The sequence below is a fragment of the Ralstonia psammae genome (assembly GCF_958405935.1).
Lineage (GTDB): Bacteria > Pseudomonadota > Gammaproteobacteria > Burkholderiales > Burkholderiaceae > Ralstonia > Ralstonia psammae.
In genome coordinates this window covers 1-16,510 of sequence record NZ_CATZBU010000010.1, presented here as the reverse complement: position 1 = coordinate 16,510, position 16,510 = coordinate 1, and the positions used below count along the sequence as shown (strand labels likewise).

Annotated in this window: 14 protein-coding genes and 3 pseudogenes; 3 read left to right on the top strand and 14 right to left on the bottom strand. The window is 64.0% G+C overall.

The window, feature by feature from the left end; translation table 11 throughout:
* Window positions 1-451: 451 nt before the first annotated feature.
* The 3 genes from R2N16_RS18240 to R2N16_RS18230 form a co-directional block, all read right to left on the bottom strand.
* On the bottom strand, window positions 452-628 hold the full coding sequence (locus R2N16_RS18240; protein ID WP_428984144.1) for a hypothetical protein: 177 nt from the start codon (window positions 626-628) through the stop codon (window positions 452-454).
* Between the two features lie 153 nt (window positions 629-781).
* Window positions 782-1,369 (bottom strand): nuclear transport factor 2 family protein, encoded by a 588-nt coding sequence (locus tag R2N16_RS18235; protein WP_219588318.1) that lies wholly within the window; start codon window positions 1,367-1,369, stop codon window positions 782-784.
* A gap of 247 nt (window positions 1,370-1,616) precedes the next feature.
* Window positions 1,617-2,000 carry a nuclear transport factor 2 family protein gene (locus tag R2N16_RS18230; protein WP_102065705.1) on the bottom strand — a complete coding sequence of 128 codons (384 nt, stop codon included), beginning with the start codon at window positions 1,998-2,000 and terminating at the stop codon, window positions 1,617-1,619.
* 257 nt (window positions 2,001-2,257) lie between these two features.
* Between R2N16_RS18230 and R2N16_RS18225 the strand changes: the two genes are divergently transcribed.
* A complete protein-coding gene (locus R2N16_RS18225; protein WP_102065704.1) occupies window positions 2,258-2,893 on the top strand; it encodes a TetR/AcrR family transcriptional regulator in 636 nt (211 codons plus the stop codon).
* Between the two features lie 496 nt (window positions 2,894-3,389).
* Here R2N16_RS18225 and R2N16_RS18220 read toward each other — a convergent pair whose 3' ends face one another.
* From R2N16_RS18220 to R2N16_RS18185, 8 genes are read right to left on the bottom strand one after another with little or no spacing between them, the layout of a single operon-like run.
* Complete coding sequence (locus R2N16_RS18220; protein ID WP_316667227.1) at window positions 3,390-3,782, bottom strand: RidA family protein; 393 nt, start codon at window positions 3,780-3,782, stop codon at window positions 3,390-3,392.
* Between the two features lie 19 nt (window positions 3,783-3,801).
* Window positions 3,802-4,227 carry an acyl-CoA thioesterase gene (locus tag R2N16_RS18215; RefSeq protein ID WP_316667225.1) on the bottom strand — a complete coding sequence of 142 codons (426 nt, stop codon included), beginning with the start codon at window positions 4,225-4,227 and terminating at the stop codon, window positions 3,802-3,804.
* Window positions 4,224-5,840 carry an AMP-binding protein gene (locus R2N16_RS18210; protein WP_316667224.1) on the bottom strand — a complete coding sequence of 539 codons (1,617 nt, stop codon included), beginning with the start codon at window positions 5,838-5,840 and terminating at the stop codon, window positions 4,224-4,226. Before R2N16_RS18210 ends, R2N16_RS18215 begins: the two co-directional genes overlap by 4 nt.
* A gap of 27 nt (window positions 5,841-5,867) precedes the next feature.
* On the bottom strand, window positions 5,868-7,043 hold the full coding sequence (locus tag R2N16_RS18205) for an acyl-CoA dehydrogenase family protein (RefSeq protein WP_316667222.1): 1,176 nt from the start codon (window positions 7,041-7,043) through the stop codon (window positions 5,868-5,870).
* A gap of 1 nt (window position 7,044) precedes the next feature.
* Window positions 7,045-7,896, bottom strand: a complete 852-nt coding sequence (locus R2N16_RS18200; protein WP_316667219.1) for an enoyl-CoA hydratase family protein — start codon at window positions 7,894-7,896, stop codon at window positions 7,045-7,047.
* Window positions 7,893-8,489, bottom strand: a complete 597-nt coding sequence (locus R2N16_RS18195) for a MarR family winged helix-turn-helix transcriptional regulator (protein ID WP_316667217.1) — start codon at window positions 8,487-8,489, stop codon at window positions 7,893-7,895. The genes R2N16_RS18200 and R2N16_RS18195 overlap by 4 nt, the downstream gene beginning before the upstream one ends.
* Window positions 8,486-9,268 (bottom strand): SDR family NAD(P)-dependent oxidoreductase, encoded by a 783-nt coding sequence (locus R2N16_RS18190; protein WP_316667215.1) that lies wholly within the window; start codon window positions 9,266-9,268, stop codon window positions 8,486-8,488. Before R2N16_RS18190 ends, R2N16_RS18195 begins: the two co-directional genes overlap by 4 nt.
* A gap of 7 nt (window positions 9,269-9,275) precedes the next feature.
* Window positions 9,276-11,639: a bifunctional salicylyl-CoA 5-hydroxylase/oxidoreductase gene (locus R2N16_RS18185; RefSeq protein WP_316667213.1), complete on the bottom strand. Its 2,364-nt coding sequence runs from the start codon at window positions 11,637-11,639 to the stop codon at window positions 9,276-9,278.
* 259 nt (window positions 11,640-11,898) lie between these two features.
* On the opposite strand from R2N16_RS18185, the gene R2N16_RS18180 reads away from it, so the two are divergent.
* Window positions 11,899-12,591, top strand: a complete 693-nt coding sequence (locus R2N16_RS18180) for a DUF2076 domain-containing protein (RefSeq protein WP_316667211.1) — start codon at window positions 11,899-11,901, stop codon at window positions 12,589-12,591.
* A 123-nt stretch (window positions 12,592-12,714) separates the two neighbouring features.
* Here the strand turns inward: R2N16_RS18180 and R2N16_RS18175 are convergent.
* Window positions 12,715-12,843: pseudogene (locus R2N16_RS18175) on the bottom strand (LysR family transcriptional regulator); the annotation flags it as partial.
* Between R2N16_RS18175 and R2N16_RS18170 the strand changes: the two are divergent.
* Window positions 12,835-13,068: pseudogene (locus tag R2N16_RS18170) on the top strand (NADPH-dependent FMN reductase); the annotation flags it as partial. The pseudogenes R2N16_RS18175 and R2N16_RS18170 overlap by 9 nt on opposite strands.
* 142 nt (window positions 13,069-13,210) lie before the next feature.
* On the opposite strand, the gene R2N16_RS18165 reads toward R2N16_RS18170, so the two are convergent.
* Window positions 13,211-13,564, bottom strand: a complete 354-nt coding sequence (locus R2N16_RS18165; RefSeq protein ID WP_316667209.1) for a hypothetical protein — start codon at window positions 13,562-13,564, stop codon at window positions 13,211-13,213.
* A gap of 700 nt (window positions 13,565-14,264) precedes the next feature.
* A pseudogene (locus R2N16_RS18160) lies at window positions 14,265-16,451 on the bottom strand (response regulator); the annotation flags it as partial.
* Between the last annotated feature and the right edge of the window lie 59 nt (window positions 16,452-16,510).

Below are 16,510 nucleotides of genomic sequence, written 5' to 3'. Positions count from 1 at the left end.
GCGACATCTGATTGCATCTCATCACTGTGAGCTGATGCTCGTGGCGCGTTGCGTCTAGGGACATTGCCGAGGCTCGCGTTGTGTAGCTGAGCACAGCTTGTTGTGCAGTGATCCTAGGGCTCGCAATAGAAAAATAAAAACAATATGTATTTTTGATGAGCACAAATATTATTTACTTTTCCGATGCAAACGATTTACGCCCGGTGAGCACGCAGAATGGCGACCCGAGTCGATGTAGCGCCGCTAGCTTGAGGAAAGCAGTCAGACTCGGAACGCCGCGGCTTCATGGAGCGGGCCTGACCGAATCCCGCCTGCGTCGGGTGCTTGGCGGCGCCCCTTCCTACGCTGTTAGACGCCCAGCCGTCCTGAAGGGAATCCGACTTGATTTCGCTTCAGGCAACGGGTTGAGCAGCGCGTGGGTTCCTGCGCGTCAACCTGGTCAATAGATGATCTACCTCCTGCTGAGCCTGGCCGGACCTCCGCATGGCTGCGACTGAGACGATAGGTTTGGTGACCGAGGCGAGCCGGAAAAGATGAGATCGTCTTGCATGAGCTGACCGCTCTCGCGGTCGGCCAGCCCCGCTGCGCGTTGATAGATCCGTTCGTCGTCCCGGCTGACCAGAACCACCGTGCCTACAATGCGCGCGTCGGCGATTGCTTGATCGATCGCCGCGTTCAGCCGTTCAGCCGTTCAGCAATAGTAGGAGTGGTATGCATGTGACACCCCGATCGCCGCTGGCCAGTTGCGCGCCAGGGATGCACAACCGACCAGCGGTGCGAATCAACCCTCGAACTGGTGATAAACCTTGGCGATTACCTTCCAGTTGCCATCGATCTTGATCAGCGTCAGGTAGTCGTTGTAATCGGCGCCGATGGCGTCCTTTTCCATGTCCACTCGCACTACGGCGGTGGTCGGCGTAATCGCCAGCACGTCCAGACGCGTGGTGATGTCTGGCGCTTTACCGTTCTGCTTGACGAAGTCAAACAGGTTGCGAATCGAGCCGCCGAGCAGTTTGCCGTTGGTGAAGCCATACATGACGGCGTCCTTGTGAAACGCCTCGGCGACACCCTCGACGCTGCCGCTGCGCAGCCCGTCAACATACTTCTGAGCAACGGCAATCACCGCGTTATATTCGGCCGTCGGCACCACCTTGTTGTTCTTGGGCATGATCTGCTTCTTCTCCGTCGATTGAATGCCTGGGTCGGGCCTCAAGCTCTCCGTGGCATAGACAGAGGCAGCGCCCCCCAGCACTGCTGTGCACAGACCGCCTACGACCAGACGCTTCACGGCATCGAAACGCTTCTTGGTACCAACAATCAGAAGACTTGTTGCGCTCGACGCCAGGGCGGGATTGCGGGTGATTGACATGTGTTTCCTTTATTTCAGCAATTGAACGATCTACAGGGCTACTGTGCAGCCCTGACATGCGCCGCGGGTCAACAGTACGTGATCTGCCACCGAAAGACGTGGCGCGGCAGCGCCATGGTGAAAGCGGCGAACTGGGTCACGTCCTGCGGCCCAGGCTGGTCATGGCAGCATTCTTTCTAAAGTGAGAAACGGACCCGGCCTGCGCCGGAGGGCTCGACAAGCGCGCTGGCCCGCTCGCACCGTCAGATCAAGGGGCCACATGGGTGTGGTAAATCTTGCTGACCACCGTCCACTTTCCCTCGACCTTCAGCAGATTGAAGAAGTCGGTGAAGCAAAACCCCGAAATGTCGTTGGTGTCGATGCGCGCGCTGGCGGCCGTGCCAACAATGTCGATATTGACGATCACGCCCTGAGCTTCCGGCGACGGGCGGAAAGCGCTGTCGATGGTGTCGAACAGCCCCTGGATGGCGCCACCGCTGAGTTTGCCGTCAGCATCGACGCCGAAGATCGTGGCCTGCTCGTTGAAGGCCGGCTTCATGATGCTGCTCTTGGCTTGTTTGCCACCTTCGTTGTACTGGTTCAGCACATCGACGATCGCCTTGTATTCCTGGACGTAGGTAGGTTTGCTCACGGTGTTGCTCCTGGTTGAAGTTTGGAAATCAAACGCGACGTCTATGGCGTGGAGCGCACGAACGAACTCGACCAACACGGTGGCCGAATCAATGTGCCTGCCACATGAATGCCAATTCCTCTGACCTCTTGCTGAGCGCGGATGAGAAATCAACCGCGCTCGCATAAATCTGTATCGATTACTACAGAAGTTTGGAATTGTATAATGACCACTATAGATTCCGTCAAGCCCGTCGCGAACGCGGGGCAAGAGAAACCATGCCCAACACCGAACCCCCTTGGACAACCCAGCGCAGAAAGGGGCGTCCGCGCGGCTTCGACCGCGACGAGGCTCTCACTCGTGCATTGGACGTGTTCTGGCATCGCGGCTACGAACTCGCCTCAGTGACTGAGCTATGCGCGGCGATGGGGATTAACCCGCCCAGCCTTTATGCAGCCTTCAACAACAAGGCAAAGCTGTTTTTGGAGGCAGTGGACTTCTACGAGCGCACCTACTGGGATGCCATCTGGGACGCAATGAACACCGAGCCCGACGTGTACCGAGCAATCGGGGATTTTTTCGAGGCCTCGGCCCACATCCTGCTGTCGCCGGATGCGCCCTGCGGTTGCTTAGTGGCCCTGGCAGCAGTCAATGTCTCACCCGAGTCCGTCGAGGTGAGCGAGGCCATCGAACAACTACGTCAACAAGGCAAGGAACTCTTCGTCAAGCGACTCAGACGCGCAGTCAAGGAGGGGCAACTGCCCGCCCGGACCGACATCAAGTCGCTGGCGGCCGCACTCAACACCATGCTGGAAGGCATGTCGATCCAAGCTCGTGATGGCTTGAGCGTAGACGAGATGACTCGCCTCGCAGCACACGCCGTACGTCTGTTGCCGGATCGACCATCGGCCTGAACCCTGGTGTCACACCACAGTGAAAAGAACGGCGATGTGCACCTCCCCGCGACGCCGCGCTTGAAGTCGTCACTATCACTTTTCGTGAATCGGGGCTGGCTGTTCTCCAGCCAGCGCATCCACAGGCCCGTCTTGGCGGGAATGAACGAGCTGGGATTCGGCAGTGTTTGCCGAGCTACGTTTGTGGGAGCGACCATTGGATTGGCCGACTGAAGAAGAGTAGGCGCCGAAGCGCCTGTCACTCGGCCGACGGTAGTTCGGCTATTTTTTCGCCGCGCTTGCTGCCTTTGTTACCTAGGCGGTCGCTTGGTGACTACGGACGCGGAGCTACAGTGCGCAACCTGACGCACGCACGCTAAGGTGCTACAGGGCGAAACAGAAGTGCCGGAGTTGGTTCAGAACGGACTGGCGTCAACTGTCCCCAACCCCGCTGTCGGTGCAGACTTTTTTGTACAGGTACAGACTTTTTTGTCTTCCGTTACGCGCACGAACAGAACTAATCCGGCACCACCGCCGTCACCTCGATCTCCACCTTGGCGCGGTCTTCCACCAGCGCCGCCACCTCCACCGCCGTCATCGCAATGCTGAAGCTGCCGATCAGCTCGCGGAACGCCTTGCCGATCTCGGGGTAGGCTGCCACGTAGGCTTTCTTGTCGGTCACGTACCACGTCATGCGCACGATGTGCTCGGGCCTGGCATTGCCGGCGGCAAGCACGTCGACGATGTTCTGCAGTGCCTGCCGCACTTGGCCGGCAAGGTCATCTGTGTGGAAAGCGCCCTGCGCGTCCCAGCCGATCATGCCGGCCACGAAGACCATGCGCCCGCGCGCGGACACACCGTTGGCATAGCCCTTCGGACGCGGCCAGTTGGGAGGGAGGAGTACTTCCATGATGCGATTCCTTCTAGTTCTATTGCGACTGTTGAACGCTCGTCTCGATCGCCTGCCGCACATCGGGCGGCATCGGCATCGCGCGATGCGTATTGAGATCGGTAAACACCAGCACCTGCTGCGAGCGCACGCGCTGTTCATTGCCGGCCCAGCAATCGAGGCCTAACGTCAGCGATGCATTGCCGAGCCGCTCCAGCTTCAGCTTGAACTGCACGTCGTCGCCCATGCGGCTGATGGCACTGAACTCGCAGTGCAGCTTGACGATGGGCAGGCCGATGCGGCGCGGGCCCAGCATCTGCGCATAAGAGATGCCCAGCCCGTCGGTAAACCAGTCTTCGACCAGGCCGTTGAACAGCACGAGGTATTGCGGAAAGTAGACGATGCCGGCCGGGTCGCAATGCGCGAAGCGGATGCGCGCGGCGCGCTCGAAATGGTAGCCACTCATGGTTTGACGTGCTCACGCAGGCGATAGCGCAGCAGCTTGCCGACTTCACTGCGCGGCAGGCTCGCGCGGAACTCGATGGCGCGCGGGTACTTGTATGGAGCCACCGTCTGCTTCACGAAGTCCTGCAGCGTCTTGACCATCTCCGGCCCCGCCGTGTGGCCCGGATGCAATACGACGAACGCCTTGACGATCTGGCCACGCTCGTCATCGGGCTCGCCGATCACGCCACACTCCGCCACGGCCGGATGCTGCATCAGCGCGTCTTCCACCTCGGGTGCGGCGATGTTGTAGCCGGACGAGATGATCATGTCATCGGTGCGCGAGTGGTAGTGGAAGTAGCCTTCCTCGTCCATCACGTAGGCATCCCCCGTGAGGTTCCAGCCATTGCGCACGTAGGCGCGCTGGCGATCATCGGCCAGGTAGCGGCAGCCCGTCGGGCCCTGGACTGCCAAGCGGCCGACCGTGCCCGACGGCACGGGGTTGCCGGCGTCATCCACAACCCGTGCGACATAGCCGGGGACAGCCCTGCCGGTGGCGCCGGGGCGCACGTCGGCATCGGCGGCGGAGATGAAGATATGCAGCATCTCGGTCGCGCCAATGCCGTCGATCAATTCGATGCCGGTGGCGTTCTTCCACAGGGTGCGCGTGGCAACCGGCAGTGCCTCGCCCGCCGACACACAGCGCCGCAGCGGCGTGGCACGCAGTTCCTCCCCGCGCGCCGCGATGTTGCGATAGGTGGTGGGGGCGGTAAACAACACCGTCGCACCAAACGTGCGGATGCCGTCGACCAGATCGTTCGGCGATGCCTTCTCCAGCAGCACCGTCGATGCGCCCACGCTCATCGGAAACAGCAGCAGGCCGCCGAGCCCGAACGTAAACGCCATCGGCGGGCTACCGATGAAGATGTCGTCCGCGCGCGGCTTGAGCACATGCGGCGGCCAGCAGGCGCAAATGGCCAGGATGTCGCGATGAAAATGCATCGTCGCTTTCGGCACGCCGGTGGTGCCCGACGTGAAGGCGAGCAGGCACGTGTCATCCGCCGCCGTATCGACGTTGGTGAACGTGGCCGGCTGGCGTGCCATGGCGGCCTCCAGCCCTTCCGGGGTGTCATCGTGAAAGCACAGCACGTGCACGGGCCTGGCGGCTTGCGCCACCGCATCGCGCAGCTCGTCGATCAGGCGCGCATCGCACAGAGCAAAGCCGATCTCGCCCTTGCCCAGGATCTGCCCAAGCTCTTTTGCGCGCAGCAGCGGCATGGTCGTCACAGCAATCGCGCCCACTTTCATCACCGCAAACCAGCAGGCCGCCAGCATCGGGCTATTGGGGGAGCGCAGCAACACGCGGTTGCCCGGCACGACGCCCATCTCATTGACCAGCACGTTGGCGATGCGGTTGGCATGCGCCTGCAGATCGGCATACGTCCAGCGGATGCCGGGAGCCTGAATGCAAAGGCGGTCGCCCTCGCCTGCAGCAACACGGCGGTCGAGCAGTTCCGTCGCGCAGTTGAGCTGCACCGGAAACTGCAGCGCCGGCATGTCAAAGCGATACACCGGTTGCAGCTCCGCCGGCGGCAGGCGGTCGCGGGCGAAGGTATCGATATGGGCGCTGGGCATGGTGAGCTCTCCGTCTCGAAAAACGTGTCAGTGCGCAGTGGGCTTGGCGGCGCGCAGGAGTTCGCGCGCAATGATGAGTTGCTGCACCTCGGTCGCACCTTCGTAGATGCGCAGCGAACGGATCTCGCGGTACAGGCGCTCCACCGGCTGCTCACTCACCACACCCAGGCCGCCCCACATCTGCACAGCGGCGTCGATCACCTGCTGCGCATTTTCGGTGGCGGTCAATTTGGCCATGGCGGCCTCGCGCGTCACGTTGCGGCCCTGGTCGCGCTGCCAGGCGGCGCGGTAGGTCAGCAGCGCGGCGCTGTCGATGGCGGTGGCCATCTGCGCGAGCTTCGCCTGCGTGAGCTGGAAATCCGCCAGCACGCCGTTGAACATCTTGCGGGTGGTGGCACGCGCGAGCGCTTCGTCCAGCGCGCGGCGCGCAAAACCCAGCGCCGCAGCGGCCACCGACGTGCGGAACACATCCAGCGTGCGCATCGCCACCTTGAAGCCTTCGCCTGCCGCACCCACGCGCTGGCTTGCCGGAATGCGGCAGTTGGTAAAGCGCAGGCGCGCCAGCGGGTGCGGGGCAATCACGTCGATACGCTCCGCAATCTCAAAGCCCGGCGTACCAGCCGCGACAATGAACGCGCTGATGCCGCGCGCGCCCGGCGCCTCGCCGGTGCGGGCAAAGACGACGTAGAAGTCCGCAATGCCGCCGTTGGAAATCCACGTCTTCTCGCCGTCGAGCACGTAGTCGGTGCCGTCTTCACGCGCGGCACACGCCATGGCGGCAACATCGGAGCCGGCGTCGGGTTCAGACAGTGCAAATGCAGAGATGGCCTCCCCACGCGCCACCTTTGTCAGATAGCGCTCGCGCTGCTCGGGTGTGCCATGCAACGAGATGGCGCCCGAGCCCAGCCCCTGCATCGCAAAGGCAAAGTCGGCCAAGCCGGAATGGCGCGCCAGCGTCTCGCGGATCAGGCAGATGGCGCGCGTGTCGATGGTCTCGCTCGCGCCGCCGTGCGCCGTACCGCCCACGGCGTGGCGCAGCCAGCCTGCCTGCCCGAGCGATTTGACCAGCGCCCGGCATTCGGCATCCACATCGGGGCCGTGGTCATGCGGGATGTGCTTCGTGGCCCAGGCGTCGAGTTCGGTTTCGAGCTGCCGGTGTTTGTCGTCAAAGAACGGCCACTGCAAATAATCTTTGTCGCTCATCTCAGTTCCCCTCGAATACCGGCTTCTGCTTGGCGACGAACGCGTGGTACGCCCGGGAGAAATCTTCGGTCAGCATGCAGATGGCCTGGGCTTGCGCTTCGGCCTCGATCGCCTGCTCGATCGTCATCGTCCATTCCTGGTGCAGCATCGTCTTGGTGATGCCGTTGGCGAAGGTCGGGCCGGCGGCCAGGTCGGCGGCCAAGGCCTGCGCTTGTACCAGCACCTCGGCCGGTTCGCACAGACGGTTGAAGAAGCCCCAGCGCTCGCCCTCTTCGCCGCTCATCGACCGTCCGGTGTAGAGCAACTCGCTCGCGCGGCCCTGACCGATGATGCGCGGCAAGATGGCGCAGGCGCCCATGTCGCAGCCGGCCAGGCCAACGCGGTTGAAGAGGAAAGCCGTCTTGCTGCGTGCGGTGCCCAGGCGCAGGTCGGACGACATCGCCAGGATGGCGCCCGCGCCGGCACACACGCCGTCAATCGCAGCGACGATGGGCTGCGGACACGCACGCATCGCCTTGACCAGGTCGCCCGTCATGCGCGTAAACATCAGCAGCTCGGGCGCCTTCAGTTGCACCAGCGGGCCGATGATCTCGTGCACGTCGCCGCCGGAGCAGAAGTTGTCGCCCGCGCCTGCCAGCACGATGGCCTTGACGTCATCCGCCCACTTGAGTTGATGGAACAGGTCGCGCAGCTCGGCGTACGAATCAAACGTGAGCGGATTCTTGCGCTCGGGCCGGTTGAGCGTGACGGTGGCAACGCCGCTTTCCACGCTCCACAGGAAGTGCTTGGCTTGATAGCCCGCAAGGGGGCGGCGGTTGCCGGCCAGCAGGGCCGGGTCAATGCGGTCGGTCATGGTTTGGTCGGGTTCGTTTGAAGTTGATCGTCGCGGGCGTCCAGTTCAGCCTCGCGCTGCGCCAGGTGCACGCGCAGGTGGCCGAGCTGCGCATACAGCGCGTCCTTGTTGGCTAGTCCCAAGCCATCGAACATCTCGATCAGCCAGCGTTCGTGCTCGGCAGCCATCTCGGCAAAGTGGCGGCGGCCGGCGTCGGTCAGCAGCACGCGAAAGGACCGGCGATCATCCGGATCTGCCTCACGTTTGACAAGCCCTTCCTTCTCCAATTGGTCAGTCAGGCCAGTGACGTTGCCGCCCGTCACCATCAGATAGCGCGACAGCACGTTCATGCGCAGGCCGTCCGGATGCCGGTCGAGTTGCGCCAGATAGTCAAAGCGCGGCAGCGTGGTGTTGAAGCGCATGCGCAAGCGCTGGCGGATCTGCTGTTCGATCTGCGTGCTGCAGGCCAGGAGGCGCAGCCAGATCTTGACGTCCATGTGGTCATCCACATGCGCGCGGGCTTCCAGCCCGATATGCTCATCGCCCAGCGCTTGGGCGACCGCGTGGTAACCGGAAGCGCGCGTCGCCAATGCGGTTTTGCGTGGCTTGCTCACATCACCTCCCCGCCAGACACCGAGATGGCCTGCCCCGTGATCGACGACGCGCCCTCGGAGCACAACCACACCACGGCATTTGCCACTTCATCGGGCGTGATCAGCCGCCTTTGCGGGTTGCCCTTCACCAGCTCGGCCAGCGCTTCCTCTGCGCTGCGGCCGGTGCGGGCGACGATACGGTCGATGCTCTCGCGCACGATGTCGGTGTCCGTATAGCCCGGGCACACTGCGTTGACGGTGACACCGCGCGCCGCCAGCTCCAGCGCCAGCGAGCGCGTGAGGCCGATCACCCCATGCTTGGCTGCCACGTAGGCCGATACATACGCATAGCCGCGCTGCCCTGCCGTGCTGGCGATGTTGACGATGCGGCCGCGGCCGCAGGCCTGCACATCTGCCAGCGCCGCCTGCGTACACAGGAAGGTGCCTGTCAGGTTGACGGCCAGCATGCGCTGCCACTGAGAAAGCGTTGTCTTGGCAAACGGTGCGCTTTCCGCCTGCCCCGCGTTGTTGACGAGGATGGAGATGGGCCCGAGCCCAACGCGGGCGGATTCGAACGCCGCTGACACACTCGCCGCCTCAGTCACGTCACACGTGACGACCTGCGCGCGGGCGCTGTCCGGCAACGTCTTGGCCGTCGCTTCCAGCACCGCCGCGTTGCGGCCTATCAGCGTGAGCGTGGCGCCCTGCGCAGCGAGGTGTGCGGCAATTGCAGCGCCAATCCCGCGCCCTGCGCCGGTGACGACGGCGTGGTGTCCAGTGAGCATGGCAGTGGCTGGCATCGCCATCTCAAACCCCCTGCATGCGGTTGGCCTGCTCCAGCGGCGACAGCCCTGCCGCCTGTGCCGCCATCGCACGCTCGCGCTCCAGGTTGCGCTCCAGCTGCAACTTGCCTGCGCGGTACTGCTTGGGCCACGGCATGTCGAGATAACCGATGCGCGCGGCTTCGTTCAGCGTCCAGGCCGGGTTGGCCAGGTGCGGGCGCGCCACGGCGCACAGGTCGGCACGACCGGCGGCGATGATGCTGTTGACGTGGTCCGCCTCGGAGATGGCGCCCACAGCGATGGTGGCGATGCCGGCCTCGTTGCGCACGCGGTCGGCAAACGGCGTCTGGAACATGCGGCCGTACACCGGCTGTTCTTTCTTGCTGACCTGGCCCGACGAGCAATCGATCATGTCCGTGCCTGCGGCCTTGAAGAGGCGGGCGATCTCCACCGCATCGTCCGGCGTGATGCCGCCTTCCACCCAGTCATGCGCGGAAATACGCACCGACATCGGCTTGGTGCTCGGCCACACCTCGCGCACCGCGTGGAAGACTTCGAGCGGAAAGCGCAGCCGATTTTCCAGCGCGCCGCCGTACGCGTCATTGCGCTGGTTCGTCAGCGGCGAGATGAACGACGACAGCAAATAGCCGTGCGCGCAGTGCAGCTCCAGCCAGTCGAAGCCGGCCTCTGCCGCCAGCCGCGCCGAGTGGACGAAATCGTCACGCACGCGGTCCATGTCGTCGCGCGTCATGGCGTGCGACCACTGGCTCACGCCGTCCAGATACTGCTGGGGCGATGCGGAGATCAGCGGCCAGTTCTGCCCGTCTTCCAGCGGCAGATCGATGCCCTCCCACGCCACGCGCGTCGAACCCTTGGCGCCCGCGTGGCCGAGCTGGATGCCGAGCTTCGCATCGCTGTTGGCATGCACGAACTGCACGATGCGCGCCCAGCCATCGCGCTGCTCGGCGTTCCACAAACCCGGGCAACCCGGGGTGATGCGCGCGTCCGGCGACACACACGTCATCTCGGCCATCACAAGACCCGCACCGCCCATGGCGCGCGCGCCCAGGTGCACGAGGTGGTAGTCGGCAGGCTGGCCGTCTTCGCACGAGTACTGCGCCATGGGCGACACCACCACGCGGTTCTTGAGCGTGACCCCACGCACCGTGAACGGCGTGAACATCGGCGGCACCGGGCCGTGCTGCGGGCCGCGTTGGGCACCCGCCTGCTCGGCAATCCAGTCTTCAAACGATTCGAGATAGGCGCGGTCGCGCTGGCGCAGGTTTTCGTGGCTGATACGCTGGCTGCGCGTGAGCAGCGAATACGCAAACTGCTCGGTCGGCAGGCTGGCGTAACGCGCCACGTTTTCAAACCATTCGGTCGAGTTGCGCGCCGCGTTCTGAATGCGCAGCACTTCCACGCTGCGCACGGCTTCATAGTGTTCCAACGCGCCGCGCAGATCGCCGGGGTACTGACTGATGCTGCGGGCGAGTTCAATGGAATCTTCCAGCGCCAGCTTGGTGCCCGAGCCGATCGAGAAATGCGCCGTGTGCGCGGCATCGCCCATCAGCACGACCGGCGTGCCATGCGTGTTGGTATGCACCCAGTGCCGGCACACCACGCGCGGAAACCGAATCCACTGTGCAGAGCCCCGCAGGTGCGTGGCGTTGGAGATCAGCTTGTTGCCGTCGAGGTACTTGGCGAACAGGCGCTCGCAGTAGGCAATGGCGTCTTCCTTCTCCATCGTCTCCAGCCCCGCCTTGCGCCACACCTCTTCCGGCGCCTCGACGATGAAGGTGGAGGTCTCGTCGTCAAAACGGTACGCGTGCGCCTGAAACCAGCCGTGCTCGGTTTCTTCAAACGCAAACGTGAAGGCCTCGAACAGCTTGTGCGTGCCCAGCCAGACAAAGCGGCAGCGGCGCATGTCGATATCGGGCTGATACGTGGCGGCGTACTTGGTGCGGATGCGGCTGTTCAGGCCGTCGCTGGCGATGATGAGGTCGGCATCGGCATAGGCCGTGTCATCCTGCACATCGGTTTCAAAGACGAGCTTGACGCCCTCTTCCTCGCAGCGCGCCTGCAGGATGTTCAGCAGGCGCTTGCGCCCGATACCGCAAAAACCATGACCGCCCGAGCGCACCACCTGGCCGCGGATGTGGACTTCAATGTCGTCCCAATGGTTGAAGGCGTCGAGGATCTGCGCGGCGCTCTTGGCGTCGGCGCGTTGCAGGTTGCCCAGCGTCTGGTCGGAGAAGACCACACCCCAGCCGAAGGTGTCATACGGCCGGTTGCGCTCCACCACAGTGATGTCGTGCGACGGGTCCTGCAACTTCATCAGCAGGGCAAAGTACAGGCCAGCCGGCCCACCACCAATACAGACGATCTTCATGACAACGGCTCCGCGTTCAATGCGGTATTACATTAGTCATGAATAGTTTAGTTGTAAAGTAATTTGCTCGGACGGCGCCCCGGGGTTTACACCGAACCGGGCGGCGCCGCGTGCACTGTCCGGCACCCACCCCAGCCAGTACCGCCCCGCCGCCTAGGGTTACAGGCCGTTACACAAGAACCTGCGCGGCCTTAATTTTTGTTTAAGACTTGGCCCCTAACTTGGTCACGTCGCACCCACCCAGATAGGACCCCACACCATGTCCCCGCAAGAACAGCAAGCGCTGGAAAACTTCCTGGCCCAACTGACGCAAGCGCGCGCCGGGGCCAAGGACCCGCAGGCCGAAGCCCGCATCCTGGACGCCGTGGCCCGCCAGCCGGACGCAGCCTATCTGCTCGTGCAGCGCGCCATGCTGCTCGATCAGGCGCTGGCATCGGCGCAAGCGCAAATCGCCACGCTGCAGAACCAGTTGCAGGCGGCGCAAGCCGGCCGCAGCACGTCGTTCATGGACTCGGCCAACAACTGGGGCAGCCACGCCAACAGCCCCGCGCCCAACCCCGCGTACGCCCCGCAGCAAGCCGCCCCCATGCAGATGCCGCCGCAGGTCCAGCCGGCCCCGGCACAACCCGCGCGCTCGGGTTTCTTCAGCGGCGGCCTGGGCAGCACGCTCGGCAGCGTCGCCACCACGGCAGCCGGCGTGGCCGGCGGCGCGCTCCTATTCCAGGGCATCGAAAACATGTTCCACCACAACAGAGGTGGGGGCGGTTTCTTCGGCCAGCAACCGCTGATGGGCGGCTCCACGGAAACGGTCATCAACAATTACTACGACGGCGACAGCGGCAGCGGCAATACCCACACAGCATCGCGCGATGACAGTGACAGCCTTGGGCTGATCGACGACAGCGACTTGGGCGGCGGCGATTATTCGGATGATGATTCGACGTTGAGCTAGTCGAGCAAGGCACGCCGCGCAGACGACCCAGGTGCCACACGGGTGGAAGGCCCGACAGCCTCCCCACCCGGACGGCTCTTGCTAGGCCGCAAGGGAAGGATGCTGGCGGCGGAGCCGCGCCGCTCAATCAAGATACGGCGCCAATACCCCTTCGATCCACGCCATGAAAGCCCGAACGCGCGGCGAGAGGTTGCGCCGATGGGCCACCACCAGCGACGCCGCCAGGGGCTCAGGGCGCGGGTCGGGCAGCACGGCGGCATCTGGGTCAGCATGGATACCAAGCCTGCAAACGTGAAAGCCTGGAAGCGCGACGACCTGAACCGCATGGGATCGTACATCGCGCCGATGGCGCAGACGCCCGCCGATGCCTCGCCGGAAGAGATGTCGCCAGGAGACCTCGAAACGGCACGCCGCTATGGCGCACGCGTCGCCATGATCGCCGCACAGCTTTGCTCAGGGCGGACTCAAACTCGCTGACGTGATCGCCCGTCAGGACGCAAGCCGGCGCGCGCAACCTGAGCGGGGCCAGCGTATCGAAGTCGCGCCGCAGGGCGGAGAAGCGGCCGCCCCGTGACGCGTCCGATGGCTGTCGACTTGCGAGGCGTGCGCCAACCCATCGTTACTGTTCGCTATAGCCACGCCGTTCGATCACTGCCAGCACATCCCATGCTTGCGGATCGACGTCGCGGCCCCACAGCGACATCGACACGTACACATCGATCGCATCGACAAAGCCCTTCACGAAGGCAGGCGGAAAACTGTGAGCCGAGAAGCTCTGGAGCTGCTCGCGCAGCATGCCGGGCCGGCATTGGCCATGCGTGCACATCGCCGTGCGCATGCGCTTGAGGTAGGCCTGCGCCGCGAGCGCGCCGTTCAGGTAAATCCGATTCTTGGTGAGCTTGCCTGCTGCCGCCGACGTGGCGTGTGCCCGAGGGGCGGACGGTGGTGGAGAGGGGTATGAAGCGATTGGCATAGAGCCTCCTTGGGTAGTGGGAGACCCGCCGCTCATTTCCACGTGAGGGTGGCGGGCCCGACAGCGGAGGTGGAAAACTGACACCCAAGGAAGCCAGCCAGCCCGAAGGCTGCTCCGCCCGGCCCGCCATAGGACAGGCGTGCGTGAGCGCTCTCGGACAAGAATGCTGTCCGCCTTGGGTCAATGTCGGGTTTCCACGCCCGCCCACCGTTGGTGCGGCAGCGGGAAAGATTATAGCGACGAGCCCGGCAGCCCATGTCTGATTTGCCGGGCACGGCGCCCAGCGTGCTACATCCCACCCCCAAACCCTCAAGCTCCACGCCCGGAGTGGTCAAGCTCGACCTTCAGACACTCAAGCGCCATGCTCGGAGCCTCGCGCCTGACGCCCAGACACGCGTGTGCGACAGTGCGAGCGTCGAACATCAGGGTCAGACAGTCGCGTTCCACGGTCCGAACCTCGTGTTCGACTCTTCGAGGTTCAAATGTTCAGTGTCTGAGCGCCGTGTTCCAGCTTCAAACACTGGAACGCCACGGTTCGAGGCTCGCGGTCGACGGTTTGGCCCTGGGGCACGACTCTCGGAGGTCGAAAATTTCGAGCGGAAACAGCGGCGCCCCGCGGTTGGGATGCCGCGCACGGGTCTTTCACTGCGAAACACGGCCCTTTGAGGCCCGAACACCGCGTGCAAAGCTCCACGCTCGGCTACGTATCGGTGGCCAGCCGCTCAAGCGCCATCATCGATTGCAGCGCCTGCTGCAACTGATCGAGCGTGTATGGCTTGCGAAGCGCCGACCACTTGAACGCAAAGCTGTCATGGTCGGGGATCGGGTTTCCGGAAGCGAAGACCACCCGCAGGTCTGAATGCGATGCGAACGCGCGCTGCGCGAGTTCAATGCCGGACATGTCGGGCATGACCACATCAGTCAACAGAATGTCGAAAGACCCTGCGCGCAGGGCTTCGAGCGCCTGCGCGCCGCTGGCCGCCTGCTTGGGCGTGATCCCGATGAGTGTCAATAGCTCGCAAACCGCGCCACGCAGTGAAGCATCGTCTTCCACCACGAGGATGCGCAAGCGTGCCGGCTCCCATACCGCGCCCGTGTCGAGACCGCGCCCCGTCTCTTCTGTCTCGGGGCCGGTCGCTTCCACCGCGTCGTTTCCAAGCACCTGGCGAATCTTGAACGCGAGCTGTTGCCGGCTGTAAGGCTTGCTCAGCAACTCGACGCCCGGGTCGAGCCGGCCGCCATGCACGATGGCGTTCTGCGTGTAGCCGGAGGTGTAAAGCACCTTCAGCGCGGGCAGTGTCTGAACCGCCCTGCGCACCATCTCCGTACTGCGCAGGGCACCGGGCATGACCACGTCGGTGAAGAGCAGGTCGATATGCACGCCGCTCTCGACCACGGCCAGCGCTTGCTCTGCATTGTTGGCCTTGAGCACGGCATAGCCGAGGCCGCTCAGCAGATCGACCACGGTTTCGCGGACCTTTGCTTCGTCTTCCACGACGAGGATCGTCTCGTTGCCGTGCCTGAGCCCGCGCGCGTTGCCGCGTGCAGGCTCGACCGCCGTGCCGGTGGAGCGGGGCAGATAGACCCGGACGGTCGTGCCCTCCCCGACCTCGCTGTACAGCCGGATATGGCCGCCGCTCTGCTTGACGAAACCATAGGCCATGCTGAGCCCGAGCCCCGTGCCGGCCCCCTCGGGCTTGGTGCTGAAGAAGGGGTCGAACGCCCGCTCCATGACTTCGGGGCCCATGCCCGTGCCGGTATCCGTAACGGCCAGCATGACGTACTGCCCAGCCGGCACATCGGGAATCGAGACCACGTAGTCGTCATCGAGCGTGGCATTGGAGAGTTCCAGCGTGAGCTTGCCGCCGTCGGGCATCGCATCCCGCGCGTTGATCGCCAGATTCAGGATGACGTTTTCCAGCTGATGCGGATCAACCGCGATATTCCACAGTCCGCCCGCGACCACCGATTCGATCTCGATCGCCTCGCCCAGTGCCCGCCGCAGCAAATCGTCCATGGCGCGCAGTTGGCGCGCCGGATTGATCACGACGGGCGCAAGCGGCTGCTGACGACCGAAGGCGAGCAACTGCGCGGCAAGCTTGGCACCCCGGTCTACGGCATCGATGGCGTTACCCAGCCGCTCGGCGCTCCAGCCATCACGGCCATACCGGCTCTCAAGCAGTTCGAGGTTGCCCCGCAGAACTTGCAGCACGTTGTTGAAATCGTGCGCCACGCCGCCCGTGAGCTTGCCCAGTGCTTCCATCTTCTGGGCCTGGAACAGCGCTCTTTGCGTTTGCTCGAGCTGCTCGCTGGCGCGCTGTCGCTCCGTGATGTCGCGGGTGACCTTCGCAAACCCGACAGGTTCACCGTCCTCGTAGATGGCATCGATGATGACGTGCGCGAAGAAGCGGCTTCCGTCGCGCCGCACGCGCCAGCCTTCGGCCTCGAATCGTCCTTCGCGCCGGGCCGTCTCCAGGCCCCGGAACGGCACACCGGCCGCAACGTCCTCGGGCGTATAGAAACGCGAAAAATGCGAACCGATGATCTCGTCCTCGGTATAGCCCTTGATGCGCCGCGCCCCCGCATTCCAGCTGGTGATATGCCCGTCGGGCGACAGCATGAAGATGGCGTAGTCGGTGACGCCCTGAACGAGCAGGCGGAAGTTCCGCTCGCTTTTCAGCACGGCGTCGTGAGCGGCCTTCTTGTCGCTCACATCGCTGATCACGGTACCGAAGCCGATCAACACGTTGTTGCTGTCGCGCAGGGCCGTCATGGCGACGTTCGCCCAGAAGGGCGTGCCGTCCTTGCGCATGCGCCATCCCTCCTCCACATGCCGCCCTGTTCCGGCGGCTGCATGCAGCGCTGGCGCCGGGGGCCCCCCGGCTCGGCCCCCCGCCCGTATCTAAAACCCCAGAGGCTGGCCAACAAAATAGAACGACCCATAGA